Annotated in this window: 12 protein-coding genes; 3 read left to right on the top strand and 9 right to left on the bottom strand. The window is 50.8% G+C overall.

Annotated elements, in window-relative coordinates:
- The first annotated feature begins 306 nt into the window (after nucleotides 1-306).
- Entirely contained in the window at nucleotides 307-1,161 is an 855-nt protein-coding gene (locus MHI42_RS11400) for a CPBP family intramembrane glutamic endopeptidase (RefSeq protein WP_342423824.1), read from the top strand.
- 68 nt (nucleotides 1,162-1,229) lie between these two features.
- On the opposite strand, the gene MHI42_RS11405 is transcribed toward MHI42_RS11400, so the two are convergent.
- Genes MHI42_RS11405 through MHI42_RS11425 form a run of 5 tightly spaced genes read right to left on the bottom strand, consistent with a single transcriptional unit; the run spans nucleotide 1,230 to nucleotide 7,362 of the window.
- Nucleotides 1,230-2,642 (bottom strand): M14 family zinc carboxypeptidase, encoded by a 1,413-nt coding sequence (locus tag MHI42_RS11405; protein WP_342423825.1) that lies wholly within the window; start codon nucleotides 2,640-2,642, stop codon nucleotides 1,230-1,232.
- A gap of 20 nt (nucleotides 2,643-2,662) precedes the next feature.
- Nucleotides 2,663-3,331: a YukJ family protein gene (locus MHI42_RS11410; RefSeq protein ID WP_342423826.1), complete on the bottom strand. Its 669-nt coding sequence runs from the start codon at nucleotides 3,329-3,331 to the stop codon at nucleotides 2,663-2,665.
- A 14-nt stretch (nucleotides 3,332-3,345) separates the two neighbouring features.
- Nucleotides 3,346-4,077: a hypothetical protein gene (locus MHI42_RS11415; protein ID WP_342423827.1), complete on the bottom strand. Its 732-nt coding sequence runs from the start codon at nucleotides 4,075-4,077 to the stop codon at nucleotides 3,346-3,348.
- Between the two features lie 23 nt (nucleotides 4,078-4,100).
- On the bottom strand, nucleotides 4,101-4,613 hold the full coding sequence (locus MHI42_RS11420) for a histidine phosphatase family protein (protein ID WP_342423828.1): 513 nt from the start codon (nucleotides 4,611-4,613) through the stop codon (nucleotides 4,101-4,103).
- 28 nt (nucleotides 4,614-4,641) lie between these two features.
- On the bottom strand, nucleotides 4,642-7,362 hold the full coding sequence (locus MHI42_RS11425; protein WP_342423829.1) for an endonuclease: 2,721 nt from the start codon (nucleotides 7,360-7,362) through the stop codon (nucleotides 4,642-4,644).
- Between the two features lie 300 nt (nucleotides 7,363-7,662).
- Between MHI42_RS11425 and MHI42_RS11430 the strand changes: the two genes are divergently transcribed.
- A complete protein-coding gene (locus MHI42_RS11430) occupies nucleotides 7,663-9,528 on the top strand; it encodes a S8 family peptidase (protein ID WP_342423830.1) in 1,866 nt (621 codons plus the stop codon).
- A 204-nt stretch (nucleotides 9,529-9,732) separates the two neighbouring features.
- On the top strand, nucleotides 9,733-10,314 hold the full coding sequence (locus tag MHI42_RS11435; RefSeq protein WP_042211442.1) for a TIGR00730 family Rossman fold protein: 582 nt from the start codon (nucleotides 9,733-9,735) through the stop codon (nucleotides 10,312-10,314).
- Between the two features lie 64 nt (nucleotides 10,315-10,378).
- Here the strand turns inward: MHI42_RS11435 and MHI42_RS11440 are convergent, their stop codons facing one another.
- The 4 genes from MHI42_RS11440 to MHI42_RS11455 all read right to left on the bottom strand — a co-directional run bounded on the left by MHI42_RS11440 (nucleotide 10,379) and on the right by MHI42_RS11455 (nucleotide 16,644).
- Nucleotides 10,379-12,016: an extracellular solute-binding protein gene (locus MHI42_RS11440; RefSeq protein ID WP_342423831.1), complete on the bottom strand. Its 1,638-nt coding sequence runs from the start codon at nucleotides 12,014-12,016 to the stop codon at nucleotides 10,379-10,381.
- Nucleotides 12,017-12,044: 28 nt separating this feature from the next.
- Nucleotides 12,045-14,408, bottom strand: a complete 2,364-nt coding sequence (locus MHI42_RS11445) for a helix-turn-helix domain-containing protein (protein ID WP_342423832.1) — start codon at nucleotides 14,406-14,408, stop codon at nucleotides 12,045-12,047.
- Nucleotides 14,409-14,599: 191 nt separating this feature from the next.
- The gene (locus MHI42_RS11450; RefSeq protein WP_342423833.1) at nucleotides 14,600-15,724 is read right to left on the bottom strand and encodes a glycoside hydrolase family 88 protein; all 1,125 of its coding nucleotides are present in this window, start codon (nucleotides 15,722-15,724) and stop codon (nucleotides 14,600-14,602) included.
- A gap of 38 nt (nucleotides 15,725-15,762) precedes the next feature.
- Nucleotides 15,763-16,644 (bottom strand): carbohydrate ABC transporter permease, encoded by an 882-nt coding sequence (locus MHI42_RS11455; RefSeq protein WP_039306819.1) that lies wholly within the window; start codon nucleotides 16,642-16,644, stop codon nucleotides 15,763-15,765.
- Nucleotide 16,645 lies beyond the last annotated feature (1 nt).

Here is a 16,645-nt window from a genome sequence, read left to right on the forward strand (position 1 = left end):
AACAACGGAAACGAATCAATCATTCCCATTGTGGTTTTGCCCGCATTACCGGTAACAAGCCTCGGAAACAATTTAACATATGCTGAAAACGGTGTCAACCGTAATTATCAGAAATCTGCTTTGCTAATTATGCCCATAGCAGTGCTCTTTTTATGAGTGGCAGGATTGTAGCAGTGCAGCGGTGTGACCTCAATGACTTCTGTGACTGTTGTGACTTCTGTGACAGTGAAACCATTGCTTAGCCAATATAGTAATGGGGAGGGATTAACTGGTAAATTTTTCTTCATTCAAAGGAGTGTTACTTAGGTGCAGCTTAAGACAGGGGAACATGCAGGGATTTTTACAGGAAAACGTATTTCAGCCTGGTTTATCGTTGGCCTTATTATTCTGGAGATTATTTTCGCGATGACAGTGAACCTCCTTTTCTTTGAAAAGGGGACCTTCGATGGCATTAACCGGCTGACCCACGGGTGGATAAATGCCACGTTATGCGCAGGACTGCTCGGTCTCATGGTAATTGTCATTATTTATTTATGGGCAATGGTCCGGATTCCGCTGCGGGATCTGGGACTGAGACGGGAGAAGCTGCTGGCCGGATGCCTATGGACATTTGTGTTCTGGCTGGCGGTCAATGTAATGAGTGCCTGCATCAATCTCATTGCCGGAACAGCACTTACATGGAATCAAGACCTTGCCGACTTTCCGAACCTGTTTCTGGGAGCTCTGCTCGGACAATTGTTCGGCAATGCCTTGCTGGAGGAGATCATCTTCCGCGGCTTCCTTTTTGTGCAGATCCATCATTGGTTGTCTGGAACGGGTAAGCCTTCTTCCCGCATAGTTAAGGCGATGCTCATCTCGCAAACGGTCTTTGCCCTCATGCATATCCCGAACCGGATTTACGGCGGACTTAGCGGAATGGAATTTGTGTATGATTTTATCCAGCTGGTTATTCTCGGGATGATGTTTGCACTCCTCTATGTCCTGACCCGGAATCTGTTCATCGTAGTGGGCATCCACTCGCTGCTGAATGTGAATCTGGTGATCTGGACTAACAGCTACGCCACAACGGCTTCGCTTACCTGTATAGGCTTTGCCATTGGAATTCTTCTGCTGTTGCGGAGAAAGAAAGTACATAACCGGAAATCCGTGATACATTATTGACGGTTTAACTGTAAAAAAAGCAAGACCCTGTTTGCGGGCTGAAGCCGCAGGGTCTTGCTTAATGGGTTCTAATTACCCGGACGAACAGGCTCTAGTGCATTTATCTGGGATACCGCATAAGTCAGCTCCGTTAGTGCAGAACTCAGATCTGCAATAATAAGCTTCATTTCCTCATAAGGAGGGACAAACGTGGTACCGAATTCAAAGGTGTAGCTGTAAATCTTAGGCTTGGAAGGGTCGCTTAAATGACGGCTGTAGGCATAATCCTGTGTCGTCCCGCTGGTATAATACAACCGGGCCGACTCTTCAACCTTGTAGGATTTGCCCCGTACGGCTTGTAAAGCTCCGTTCATCCGGTTCCCTAGATCACGCTCCAGTTTCTCATCCTGCGGCGCAATGTATTCTTTATAGCGGTCCCTCATAAACTCAGTAGTTCCACGCATTCCGTCATACTGATGATTCAAGAAATTCTGGCCGGGGTCAGTGGTTTGGTTATTATCATCCCCCCAGTTGTACATAATTTTCTCTCCAAAGCTGTGAATATCCACATAAAAACGGATTTGATTGTACGTATCCAAAAGATACTTGATATTTTGTGATTCCGGCTCGGAGAATGGGGCTGGACCAAGGTAAATCAGACTGTTTTTATCTGCTGAGGTACCGATTGTACTGCCCCACAAGAAATCAAAATTCCGGTTCAAATCAACGCCCATCGGTCTCCCGTTCTCATCAGGCCGGCGGTTCTTCCGCCACCAGAAGCCATTACCCGCCAGCTGATCATTCAATGAATCTTGACCATGGTTTTCCTGACAATACACCTTGCCATCCGGATTAACCTCCGGAAAGATAATCAGGTCTACAGATTCCAGCGCCTGCTTAATTTGTTCATAAGTAAAGCTTTTGTTCCCATACTGGATGGGCTGTCTGCTTGTATAGGCCTGGGTGAGCTTGGTTAACAAGTTAATGCAAATGTCAGAACCACCCCACTCGCGCGCATGCACATTACCAGTAATCAGAATGGCCGGTTTCACTCTGGCTTGCTGTGGAGCGGCACTGAGCTTAACCGCACGGCATGTCCGCCCCTCCCACGTCCGGTTGGGAAGAGTGATCAGCGAGACCAGCCCGGGGTTTTGCCGGCTGAGCTGCAGTAATGTATTATCGATTTCGTCCACAGTCATATAACCGCCCCGCACCGACTCAGCTGTGAAATTCGCGGCTTGGGATTCGGACTCTAACCGGTTTCCATGGTATACCTCCTGCAACCGCTGAGCAGGAATATCTGTAGCATCCAGCTCGATCTCCAGAGTGTAGCCCTCTTTCTTCAAGAGCTCCGCCTGTTCTGCAGACAGAATCCCGGAGACGGAATAATCGTCCTCTTTTGTTTGCTTGGCACTGCTTCTAGCCAGATCCAGATTGTAATTCTCCAGCTCATGCAGCTTTTCCAGCGATGAAGCATGAATAACCGCTTGTACTACTTTCACTTTTATCATCCTTCCTTCGGCTATCCCGACACTTGTGCAGACTTTGGAGTCAGGTGATTGCATTCACTAACTGGACGCTCCATATGGCCCTGGTCGTCTGTACACCAGGATTGCGACTGGAAGGCGAGGAACAGGCCGAGCCATTTGTCCTCCTGCTCGAAATGAATCACAATTCCGCCATCCTGCCAGATGCCGTCGTCTGCTCTGTATTTTTTAACGTTCCCTTGATTCATATGAATGTTGTGAATACCGCCCGGGAAAGGCTCACCGTATACATAAATTTTAGCTGTTTCATCCTTGATGGCACGTTGCAGATAAGCATCCACTTTCTCATTCAAGTCATTATCCGGACCGTCTTCATTGAATCGAAGTGCGATCATCTTGGAGGGATCAAACAGTCCGCCACGGATGTAGTCCAAGGCTATTTCATCACGGTTGGATTTACTAATTTTAGTAAAACCGTCTTTTAAACTCTGCAGATGGGTAATCTGCTCAGAATTAAATTTATCTCCGACCAGGTATAACAGCTCTGAAGGCTGCTCTCTGGATTGAACGTTGATGGCTAATTTATATTCTCTGCCGTCAGCCTTGACTACAGCATGATAATGCGGGGTGCTGTCCCTTGTAGTTGGTGCAGGTATTCCTCTGATGATCTTTCCTTTTAAAACTCCGTATGGATTCAGCGGCATAATAATCGCTCCTTTTAGTGTGTAGTTTGTGTTGTATGTGCTTGCTTCAATCGCTCAAGTGCCCATTTGGTTTTGGACATATCCTGCTCAAGCAGCAGATTAGCCTCTTTGAACAGAGTAATGAATTGTTGATGCTTGTCCGCTGCTTCGGCTTCGGTGGCGTTCTTTATTTTCATTGTTGCTTCAGCCATGCACTCTGCCCCGAGGGTCCAGACTTCCAGGTGAACTTTTTCCTGTTCCCATTTACTTTTATATTTCTCGGACCGGATAGGACCCATCACCCGGGTATCTGCTATAGACTTGAAGACACTGCTATCTTTAAAAGGCTGCGGGGCCTTGTCCAGGATCAGCTGCCTCCATTGTCCCTCAGGCTTGTCTTCCAGAGCAATGTCAAAGTCTTTTGCCAGAGATAACGCTTGCTTCTTGTACCCCCACTCGACTTCAAGTTCGTATTCTGCAAGTGTAAATCCTTCCTGTACCGCTTGCTCCATAGCGCTACGCATATCCGGATAATCCCTGATCCGTCTCTTATAGGTCAGCTCCCATTTCTCCTCCTTGAAGCGGCTACGGACAATCCACCCCGTCTCATAAAGCTTCAACTCAGGCGTATCGAGCAGGTGAATTTGCATTTTGTCCTTGAGTTCAAAGGATAGCCCGGCAACCTTGGGAGGCAGTTGTCCATCTCCCGTCAGCACCTGCTTAGGGTCAAGGAAAAGCTTTAATTCAAAAGACATTCCTTCGGGCATGATTGGAGACATCTCCTTATCGGTTAAAAATTAAATGCATCGGCGATCTCATAGCCCTGCCCCTTGCCCTTAGGCTTGAGCAGAATAAGTCCCAGGTAAGGTCTGGCTTCGATCTGATTATTAAAAGAAAAGCTATGAGCCACCAGTACCGTGTTGGTTTCTTCTGAGGGGATGGATTCCAACAGGCTCACAAGCCTTGCCTTCATCACCCGTTCTGCACCGGACGGATTCTCCATAAACAAGACATCCATATAAGCCAGTGCTTCTTCAACACGAATACTCTGAAAAGCTGCCTTTCCAGTCTCCTGTGTCCGTTGTGTAGGACTGGATAACACAGGCAGATTAATCTTAATCTTCTGCTCCCGTAGCCAGTTGCCGAGTAATACCGCCTTCTCTTGCCCCTCCGCACTTAAGCCTGGATCACCTGAAGTCTCAACCGGCTGGGCATGGCGGAAATATAGCACGTATCCGCCTTGCTGAAGCTGGTTTACCATTTCTGCGGATGGTTGATTAATTCCGGTAACAGTCATGTTCATTATGCTGCCGCCTCCTTATTTCTCTTGGTTAGAACTCTATTTGATCTGCAATTTCAGGCAGATCTATGAAGGGATTGCGGTTACCCTGCAATTCAAAGATCAGCTGATTGCGGTGCTTCTCATGCAGGCTTACCGGATGCTCTTTGTGCCAGCCCAGCAGCAGCTTAATGTCAACCCGCTCGTTCTGCCGCTCTATTTTACCTGGATACCGCACCATGAAATACAACACCGCTCTCGCTGCCTCACCCTTGCCGCTCTCTGGCTCAAAGCGGATCGTCCCGCCGCGTTTCCCGCAGGCATTCCGGACAGTCTCACGGTACGCTTCCGGGTTGTAGTCAGCAAAATCATAGTATGGAATGTTGCTTCTATAGCTGTTGCATTCCTTCTCACAGATGAATAAATGGTGCAGATCCCCCCGCATGGGCGAGCTTTTGCTGAACCAGGACTGGGGAACAACATGCTCAACATTGAACCCGAATTTCTCATCGATCAGCTCCTGGAACCCTTCTTCTTCCTCCTGGCCGTGTAGGGCAAGACTCTCCATGAATTCCTTCCGCAGCCGTTCGGTACGGTGATCCTCCCGGATCAACTCTTCTGCATCAAGCTTCTCTCCTGAATACAGGCTGTGCAGACTGCCATCCTCACGGATATCGACTCCGGCATACAATTGCGTCCGGCTTGCCTGGTAAGAGAATATACTGTTATGGGTTTCCAGCAGCAACTGATGCAAATGGCGGAACACCTGGCTTCCCCCGGACTGGAGATCCACGCTGCGATAGTAGTTCACGATATCGAATTTATCCTTCTCGGCATCGTAATATCCCCGTTCCTCTTCGAGCCTGAAGCGATTCAGCTGAAGCTTGAGCAGCGCATGCTCCATCGTATTTCCCTGCGCCCAAACTACACTCGGAACTGAAGGAACCCTCAGGTTATCCAGCTGGGTACTGCTGTCTTTATAGATGATCCGCAGCACGAGGGGAACATGGTCTGAGATTCTAGAAGCATAATCAGGCATGTTTTTGTCAAATCTGACGATTCCCGCATCATCCTGCTTCCCGTCGAAGGTGATAACTCCCGCCCTGGTATCCTTGGTAATAATGATGTGGTCGATCAATGACTTAGGGTCCACAATGTAGGAGATGTGACCGGCCAGTGCATCGTCAAGTGTAAGCGTAAGGACTGAGGGCATGTTCATCACCGGACTCAGTGACACACTGCCTGCATCATCATTTAAGTCTCCACCCAGCAGAATAGGCAGCTCCTTGAACTCTTCCGTACGCTTCAGATCCTCAATGATGACTGACAATGTCTGGGCGGCAAGCGTTCGTCTTTCGATGCTTACCGCATCCCGCATGGCTTTCAAATGCACCAAGATCATCAGGAACTGAATATCCTTGCCCTCTTCCCTGACTGTACACTTGGCGAACAGAGGCTCCCTGGGAAAAGCAGTTTTTCCATTGATTTCGGAACGCAGCAGCCGGCCGTACTTCAGGTTAATGTCATTTCTGAGCTCAACACCAGTCGTTGTCGTATCGTACAGGATGGCAAGATCCTGCGCTCCATTAGCATCGAGGTACACATAGTCCATAGCGGCGCCGCGGTTCCTCAGCTCTTGTCTCAGCCGGTCCAGTGCGCCACTCTCCACTTCAACCAGACCAAGCGCATCCATGGACATATCCGCCACAAGATGGGCAACATCCTTAATCCGCTGCTCACTGACGCCGTTGTTAAAGTGTTCAATATTCCAGAATCCGATATCCGCGAACCGTTTATCTCCTTTGAAGGAGGGGATTTCAATTTCAGCAAGCTCTTTGCGGTTATCCACCAGACCCTCAACATCGTAGAAGCCCAGATACGGCGAAGTGCCTTCAACCTTCTGTGTCAGCTGCAATGCAGCGGAATCACCAGTTTGCGCAAGAGCTACGAGTTTCGCAACGATTGCCGAAATCCTTATACCTTCATTCACTGCCTGCTGGTTATCATTGTCTGTATACCAGCCTGCATGATGCAAGGCGACGAGCTGCCACTGATTGTTAAACACCGCTGCACCGGAGGAGCCCGGCTCCGTATCGGTCGTATAATGAATCACTTTTTCATAGACATAGCTGACGGTGTTGTCCTGCAGTGCAATTTCTTTCTGTCTGCCCTTGGGGTGCTGAATTATGTTTGCATACTCTCCGCGGGTAATCGTTGTCGGACTCCGCAACAGCTTGACCGGTATCACATCCTCAATCCCGGCAGTCTCACAGCCCACGATTGTGAAGTCCAATTCCTCAAAGGGTGAGGTGATGAATAATTCGTCAGGCTTTAAATTAAGCCTTATGACCTCCCCATTCTCTTCGTATCCAAATTCAGCCTGGCTGCTGCCCGCTTCATCCGCACTTGCCAGCACATGATGATTGGTCATTACCAGCCCGCGTCCGATCAAAAACCCGGTTCCAAGTCCGCCGCCAGGCGTTACAATCCTGCAGACAGCCTTGGCGCGTTCTACCCCCTTGCTCAAGAAATCAATGGGCAGCAGATTGCTGTCACGATGAATTTTCTCCATGATTAGCTGTTCGGTTTCTCTTCGAAGCTCCTCGTTTCCCTGCCACTCCTGTTCATCAGGTGTAATGTGCAGAATAGAAATCGCTCGGCGTTTCACCAGATCACGGTAATCATCCGGTGACAAAGGGATATTGTCCGCAGCTGCATAACGTTTCCCGACCAGTGAATACGTCTTGCTTCCTGATTCGTTGGATATGAACATACGTTGCTCACCCCTTACTGTTTATATTTTCTCTGGTACCTCCAAAAGGAACGGAGCTATTATGTGAAAACGTTCACTCGATGATACTTACTTTTATTTACATATTTGTTTTTTATCATTATCTACTTATGTATTTAATCAGAATGACCTTGTATAAAAGACCATAATTTTCATGCTGTACTCTTCACACCCCTTATGACGTCTCTGCTTGAATATAATGGATTTTATAAAAATTCAAATTAGTGAAAGTATATGGACGTTGTATTTTCCAGCACACTAGCCAGCTAAAGGAGACATGACATGAAACTCAAAGAAACCACGAATGAGATCCCCGCTAACCTTGATCCAAGACTGCAGCGGGTCATTGCTTTCAATCAAAGTGAACACAAAGAGGCTCATCCGCATTTGTTCAACGCAGAATCAGCGGAGACAGCGGATGCCCGTGAAATCGCGGTTATCGCCAAGGTAAGGGATATTGAGGCGTGGAAAAACCTGTCCGGAGTCCGGCAAATTGCCGACCTGGGCAGCGTGCCTGAGGAGCAGGAGAATGTCCGGCTCGTCACCGCACGGATTGCCGCAGACCAAATTGAGCAGATCCGCAAATCACCGGCGGTAATGAGCTTGAAGGCATCACAATTGTTAAAGCCCCAGCTCTTTAAGACCATTGAAGAAACTAAAGCCCGGGCGGATTTGCTGAATCAAAATACTAAAAGCAACGGCGGAAAAGGCGTCGTCATCGGGATTGTAGATTATGGATGTGACTTTACCCATAAGAACTTCATCCATTCAGACGGGACAAGCCGGATTCTCAGCTACTGGGATCAGACTTTTGACAATTCCAGCGATGCCGAGTTCGGATACGGCAAAGTCTTTTCACAAGCCCAACTAAACAGTGCTCTGAAAAAACATGATCCGTTCGCAGTATTGCAACTTCCTAATCCTAGAAACAGAGACCCTTGGCACGGAACCCACGTTATGGATACCGCTGCGGGCAACGGTAACGGAACCAACACACCCGGTCCTGCTCCTCAGGCAGATATCGTATTTGTGCAATTGAATGCCGAGGATGTTCCATGGTCGGGACCTGACGCGGTAAAAGGGGATTTCGGGAGTTCAGTGCATCTGCTGGAGGCTCTGCAATACATCTATAAGCTCGCCGGAGACCGGCCGTGTGTCACCAATATAAGCCTGGGCACCAATGGCGGCCCGCATGACGGCACTTCTCTGGTTGAGGTCGGATTCGATACACTCCTAAGTGCTGCTAACAATCGGGCCATCGTATTGGCTGCCAGCAACTCTTATACTGACGGCATACACGCCAGTGGCACAATCCGCCAGAATGAGGTGAAGGATCTCAGCTGGATCGTGGAAAAATCAGACCGTACTTCTAATGAAATCGAGCTTTGGTACGATGCAGAAGATGAATTCTCCTGCCAGTTAATCACCCCGGATGGGCAGAACCTCGGTGAGGTTAAGCTCGGTACGACTCACCAGGCGGTCGGGAACCGGAATGAAATCCTGATCTTCATCTCCCACCGGAAACAAGATCCGAACAACGATGACAATGTCATCAATATCTTCATGGAGAGAGGTTTACCTGCCGGTGCATGGACACTTAGACTGCGCGGAGAGAATATCCGGTCGGGGAAATATCATGCCTGGATTGAACGGGATGATTTTGGCCAATCCCATTTTGAAAAACCACTGGATAATACCCATACCCTCGGTTCAATCTGCTGCGGCAAAAAAACGGTCGTTGTCGGTTCATACAGCGCCAAAGAAGCAGGCACACCACTTTCCTTCTTCTCCAGCGCCGGTCCGACACGGGACGGAAGACAAAAGCCCGAGATCAGCGCACCTGGAGGAAATGAAACCCAAGATGAACCTGTGAAATTCAAAGTTATGGCCGCTAAATCAGGATCAATAGATGGTGTTACTCCTATGATGGGCACCAGCATGGCTGCCCCGGCAGTAACCGGCATTATTGCCCTGATGCTCGCAGAAGCGTTGGCACACGGCATTTCCTTATCCAGTGAAGAAATCCACGAGATTCTCCGCAAATCCGCAAGACCTATGTCGGGCGGCTGGCATGACCGTTATGGCTTTGGACGCATTGATGCTGCTAAAGCCGTACAATTAGTCGGCGAATTAACGCCTGTCCATTAAGCTCATCCGCAAAGGAGCCAACAACATTGGTTGGCTCCTGTTGTACATAGGACTCTTATGTAAAATGAATGTAATACAGAGTTAAACATTGAGCATATCCTTCTACCGCACGGCATCGTGTGGTATCTTTGATGTAGATATACAGGTGCAACATCATGCGCGATGTTATTTTCAGATACTTAGGCAAAGGAGAGTCAGCATAATATGAAGAGTATCGCTGTTTTCTGCGGTTCGAATGACGGCGCTTCGCCCGTATACAAAGAGTATGCTGTTGCTCTGGGCAAAGAGCTGGCTGCACGGGGCATCACGCTGATCTATGGCGGAGCTACTGTCGGCTTAATGGGCGCTATTGCAGATAGCGTCATGCAGGCGGGGGGACGCGTGATCGGGGTTCTGCCCCATTTTCTCAAAAAAAGAGAAATCGAGCATACCCGTCTGACCGAACTGATTATGGTGGACTCCATGCACGAACGGAAGCTGAAGATGTCTGAGCTTGCCGACGGATTCATTGCCATGCCGGGCGGGCCGGGCACGATGGAGGAGTATTTCGAGATTTTCACGTGGGCGCAGCTCGGTCTGCACCAGAAGCCCTGCGGGCTGCTGAACGTCAACGGTTATTACGATCCGCTGATTGCCCTGTTTGGCAACATGGTCCAGGAGAAGTTCATGCAGGAGAAACAGCATTCCATCATGCTGAACGATACGACTGCGGAGGGAATTCTGCAGCAATTGGCTGATTATAGTCCGCCTCCGGTGAAGAAATATCTTACGGATGAGCGGACTTGATTGACACATATTGTGATTGAGCATAGTAAACCCCCTGCGAGAGCCTCTCTGCAGGGGGTTTGTTCTACCGTTTCATATACCGGGTAAGCGCCGCTGTCTGAATCTCAAGCGCCCTGTCAATACCCAGCGCCTTAATCTGGGCTACATAATCATCAAAGCTGTCCAGCGGCTCAATGCCAAAAATAATCTTCAGGGACATCTCATCCACAAGCGTCGTCACATCCAGCATGATGGCGGAGAACTCGGTGCTCTCCTTCTCCGTCTTGGAGATTTGCGGAAGCATGGTGTTCCTGGCATCAGTGTCCGACCAGATCTGCACCGCCTCCTTCTGTTCCGGCAGGAAATAGTATTGCTCCAGATACCGGACATCCTGGACGAATGGCCCGAAGTAGCTGGCACGGGTATACATGGCAAGGGCTTGCGACGGAGCCAGCTTATCCGGGTTATGCATAATCAGATCCGTATATTTCGGGTAACCGTCCTTCATGGCATAGCTTGTGCCTTCCATTCCGAAGTTGAAGAGCAGATGTCCCTCAGGGCTGTAGCCGTAATCCAGCATCCGGACGGCTTCCTCCACATTCCTGCTGCCGCTTGAGATCGCTACGCCTCCGCTGCCCATATAAGCGTTAGCCCTTTGACCAAACTTCGGCTTCTCTCCCTTATGCAGAACCGGATAAGGTGCCGGAACAAACTTCGCCTCCGGCCACAGGTCCTTGATTGCAGGCTGCCACATGCCTATTCCGGCTCCGGCATTCCATATACTAGCCCCGCTTCTGCCGGAGATCATATTGGCATCGAGCGTCTTCGTATCCACGGTCGCGATATTTTTATCAATCAGGCCCTCTGCATACCAGCTCCGGAATAAGGCCAGAAAAGACTTATAGCCGGGCTCGACGGGTCCATACTTCACTTCTCCCTGATCAAGATAGAATCCCTTCTTAATCCCGTAGGCGCCGACGAAAGCACCGCTCTCAATTCCGAATAACGGATTCGGCACTCCCAGGAATGTAAGCGGGGCGGCAACCCCCTTCTTGTCCTTGAACGCCTTCAGCACCGTATGCCAGTCATCAATGGTAGCCGGGACCGGGAGATTCAGTTCATCCAGCCAGTCCTGGCGGATAATCGGCCCCTGGTAGGTAAGCAGCGGATCATCTCCCTGGATGAACGGGAAGACATAATAGCTGCCATTGTCCGTTTTCACCTGCTTGTCGATCTCCGGATGCTGGCTCAAATACCGCCGCAGGTTAGGCGCATACTTCTCGATTGCATCATTCAGCCGCAGAATATATCCGTCGCTGATCGCCTTCTCGGGGCCGCCCGGGAAGCTGGCCCATTCATATTCCAGCATATCCGGCAGTTCACCTGAAGCCAGCAGGACATTGATCGCCTCCTTGGCCTGATTCGCCGGAGGCTGGATGAAGTCCAGCTTCACCCCGGTGCGGCGCTGCCATTCCTGGAAGAAGGGCACCTCCTGGAAGGTAGGCTTAATGTTCCCGGCGTTGCCGTTCAGCTCCGCCCAATAGGTCAGCGTCTTGTCCGTCTGTAACGGATAACCGTCTGCTCCGGGAAGGACCTCCGCTGCTGACGGCGGTGGTACCTGCTGCGTCTGATCTGCCTGTGGACTCCATTCCCTGCAGGATGTCAACAGCATCAGACTCAGAAGCAACAGCAGGACAGACTTGCTACTTCTCTTGATCCGCATTGGTTAATCCCCCGTCCGCTTCGTTAATTTATCCATTGATCTCTTTGTATTTGCCCGGAGTAATCCCTTCATATTTCTTGAATACCCGGATAAAGGTCGCTGCCTCATTATAGCCTGCCAGCTTGGCAATGTCGGCAATTGATCCCTGTCTGGCCCGGATCATGGCCTTGGCCTGTCCGATCCGGTACTTGTTGATGTAATCCAGAACGCCTTCCCCCGTCTGATTCTTGAACAGCTTGGACAGATAGCTGCCCTTCAGATTGAAGTGCTCGCCGATCAGATTAACACTCAGATTCGAGTCGCTGTAATGCTCTTCAATATGCTCCGTTACCTTCACCACCAGATCACGCAGCGATTCGGCCCGTTCATGGGATACGTTCTGCTCCAGCCGGGCCGCAGCGTAGGCGCATACCTCGGCGAGCAGCGTCTGAAGCTCTGCCTTCATCTCCAGAATGGTGTCACAGGCAATAATCTTGTCCAGCCACAGCGGATTGTCCCCGAGCAGGCTGTTGTCCCCGCCGCCTAGCTCATTGACCGCCTTGACCATGGTTCCGGCCAGATTGAAGATCAGGCATCTGGCGAGGGTAAGCGAGGTGATAGGCTGATTGAAATTGCGGTCCGTCACCTCGCTGATCAGCCGGGTCGCCTGCTCAAAGTCGCCAACCTTGATCATATTAATAATCTGCTGCTCGACCTGAAGCGGGTAGTAGTATCCGGTCTGCGGATGATCCGCCTGTTCACTGCGGATCTCGTCATAGGTTATGATCTCCTGCTTGCCGAGCACCATCTTATACGCCATGGCATCGACGGCTTCACGATAGGCTTCGGCAATCCCGGGCAGAGAGGAATGGATGCCTCCGATGGATACGGTAAGATCCATCTGATAGCTGCTCAGGAACCGCTGTGCTTCAGCGGCAATGGTGGCCAGATCTTCTCTGAAGAGGGCGGATTCCGGCTCTCCGCAATTCACCAGGCATACCATCATCTCATCCACTTCGACCATGTAACCGGCGTGATGATAATGGCCTGCAAGCTCCTCCACCACATTGCTGATGATGAACTGGACCAGCTTGTTCTTCTCATTCAGGTCAATGCCCGGCAGCTGGGCCGACAGGCTCTCGCTATTCTCCACCACGAACAGGATCACGGCGAAATCATCCGAGCGCAGCTGAATATCGAAGGACTGCAAGGCTTCTTCATAAGGAAGAAGTGTATCCATCTTCCCTTTCAGCAGCCGGTTGAGCATATTGGAGCGCAGCACATGCTGATGGATCTGCATTTGCAGCGCGATGGTCTCCTTCTCTCTCCTCGTATTCGAGATGGCCCGTTGAATAAAGCTCAGCTCATTCCAGTCGGTCCGTTCTTCATGGGAATTCTTGTCCGTCAGCAGCTGGACGAGCTTCTGGATCGGCGAATAATTGCGGCGCATGAAGAACCAGGTTAAGACTCCGGCACTCAGCAGACTGATGAACAGGCTGATATAGGTGAATCTCCGGACATACTCTGCCTTCTCCCAATAGATGCTGCTTGGAATCACCAGCACATATTTCAGTTTGGAGACGGAGGATTGAATATAGAACAGCTCCGAATCGCCGTCTCTCGCTGGCATATTGACCATCCGGCTGCCGTCCGGCGGCAAATGCTTCAGCAGGCTGTCCTGATTGATCGATACCGGCAGATTGGAGAGCAGCACTTCATTCTCTTCATTCAGGATGAGCACCTGTCCGCCGCTGAAGCCGGAGATACTCTCAATCGCTTGTTGAAACCTGCCGGTATCCGCCATAACCACAACCGTCCCCGTCTCCCGCCCGTTCAGATCCTTGGGCAGATGGATCAGATAGGCAATTCCGGTCCGGGGTTCAGCGGAATCGAGATGCGGCAGCAGCAGAAAACGGTTATTGGCCGATTGATGAATATTCTCCAGCCACTGTCCATAATTCATAGTTCCTGTGTTATGAATAGTGTTGAAAGCGGTTGCGAAATCGCGTACATTGCCCGGCCGGATGACAGCCGCCTCCTGCTCCCAGGTTACATAGAACTCATCAATTGACGCGTAAGAGGTCTGGTACATCCGGAATTCCTTGGCCAGCTGATAAGCAGTGAACTGGGCATCGCCGGAGGATTTGCTCGAATACATCAGATCCTGAAGCTTGGTGTTCCAGGTAATCTCCATATTCAGCCGTTTCATTAAATCAATCTGGGTATCAATCGTATACCGGACCTGCCTTAGCATGGAGTCGTTGGCACGGTGAATTTCGCTCTTCAGTGCCTGGCTGGACTGCATGTACACCAGCAGGCTGACTGCCATTGGTACAACCAGCACAGCGCTGTAGGAAACAAGCCAGGTCACGATAATACTCTTCCGTTTCTCCCACAAATATTTAAAATTCAAGAAGACCCCTCATATCTGTATGTTTTGGATTCAGCGTAACCTTATTATAACGGCCATCTCTGAAGAGGGAATGGTTAAAAAGTAGAAACCGATAGACAAAATCAGAAACAACCCGAACGGCCGGTGCCATTTCGGGTGTTCTGATAGATTGCCTGACAGGCTGGTACACCCATGCACAGAGCGGACCTGTACTAGAAAATCCGGTGCTTCCAGCCCGCAAGCCTGGCGATACTCTCGACAAAGAAATAGTCTCCGTAGATCAGCGACACATCCACATTGTCTCCGGCAGGCTTGTGCCCCGTGCCATGCAGAAGGATCGCTTCATGCTCTGCATCTTCCCATGTTCCATAGTGCTCATACAGGGACTTCAGTATCCGTTCTGCGGATTCCCGGTAGATTCTTCCGTCTACAGCGGACAAGCTCTCCGCCAGCTCCAGCAGCCCTGACGCCGCACAAGCTGCTGCGGAAGTATCCCGCGGTTCACCGTCCAGGCTGCTGCCTGCCCTGAAGTCCCAATGGGCCACATGATCCTCCGGCAGGTGGGCGAGGAAGAAATGGGCTACACGCCGGGCCGCATGCAGGAAGGTCTTGTCCCCCGTATGGCGGTAAGTATTCGCCATGCCGTAGAGTGCCCAGGCAGTTCCCCGGCTCCAGCCGGAGTCCGGTGCATGGCCCTGGCCGCCCAGCACCTCCAGGACTTCGCCAGAATGCGGATCGAAGCTGACGATATGATTAACCGAGCCGTCTTCGCGGATGAAATGCTTCAGCACGGTCCCGGCGTGCGCCTGCGCGATCTGGGCGTACCGGGGATCGCCGGTCTGCTGCGAAGCCCAGAACAGCAGGGACAGGTTCATCGAGGTGTCGATGATAGACCAGCCCGTCTTGTCGCCGTTCCAGGCCCGGATGAACCTGCCGTTCAGATTGTACCGTCCTGCCAGAAAGTCCGCTGCGGACAAGCCCCGCCGCAGGGCATCCGGATCACCGGTCAGCGTATGCTTGATTACAGCCGTCGGCAAAAACTGAAAACCGACATCATGATCGAAGGAATTCGGGGCCAGCGTCAGCCGTTCGAGCCGTTCATCCCAGTTCCAGGCTGCTTCGCGGTAAGCGGCTCTGCCGGTCATGTCATGCATAATCCACAGGATGCCAGGCCAGAAGCCCGACGTCCACCAGTCCAGCCGCTGATCGTCATATTTGCCGCTGTCCTTGGCAACATGCGGCGATTTACCGCCGATTAACGTCAGCATCTGCTCTGTTTTATGTTCAAGCTTCTCCCAGAGGAGAGGAATATCAAGTAACTGCTGGATTGCTGCCATAACCAGTCTCCTTTTCAATAGTGGATTGGGGATTGCCGTCAGCCCTTAACAGAGCCGACCATGACCCCTTTGACAAAGAAACGCTGTACAAAAGGATACACGCACAGGATCGGTACCGTGGCGACCATAATCGTCGCGTATTTGATCGTCTCGCCAATCTGCTGGCGGTCGCCCGCACTGGCTCCCGCTGACATGCTGTCCGTAGAATTCGCGATCAGAATTTCCCGGAGCACCAGCTGAAGCGGGTACAGCTCCCTGCTCCTGATGAATACAGAGGCATAGAACCAGCCGTTCCACTTGTCGACGGCATAATAGAGGATCATTACAGCAATCACCGGCATGGAGAGCGGAATAATAATGCGGAACAGAATCGTAAAATGATTAGCCCCGTCGATTTTGGCCGACTCCTCCAGGCTGTCGGGAATGCCCATGAAGGCCGTACGCATAATAATCAGATTGAACGTGCTGATGGAGAAGGGCAGAATCGTAGACCACAGTGAATCCAGCAGCCCCACTCCCTTAACCACAAGATACATGGGGATTAGCCCGCCGTTAAAGAACATCGTAAAGAGGATCAGCAGCATAAACGTATTGTTCCAGAGCACATTTTTGCGGGACAGCACGTAGGCGCCCAGGGCCGTCATCACCAGATTCACGGCAAGTCCGGCCACAACGATAAACAGTGTATTGCGGTATCCGGTCAGAATGCCCGAATTGGCCAGCACGCTCCGGTACGCATCGAAGCTGATGCCAAGCGGACGCCACAGGATGCCTTTATGCACCATCAGCTGGCCGGCGTCACTGAAGGATGCGAACAGCACATACAGCAGCGGATAGAGCGTAACGATGATCAGAAAGACCAGCAGCACATAGATGCCGGCATAGAAGATTTTATCGAAAAGAGAGCTTTGTTCCTTCACG

The sequence above is a fragment of the Paenibacillus sp. FSL E2-0178 genome (assembly GCF_038593005.1).
Lineage (GTDB): Bacteria > Bacillota > Bacilli > Paenibacillales > Paenibacillaceae > Paenibacillus_AQ > Paenibacillus_AQ phytohabitans.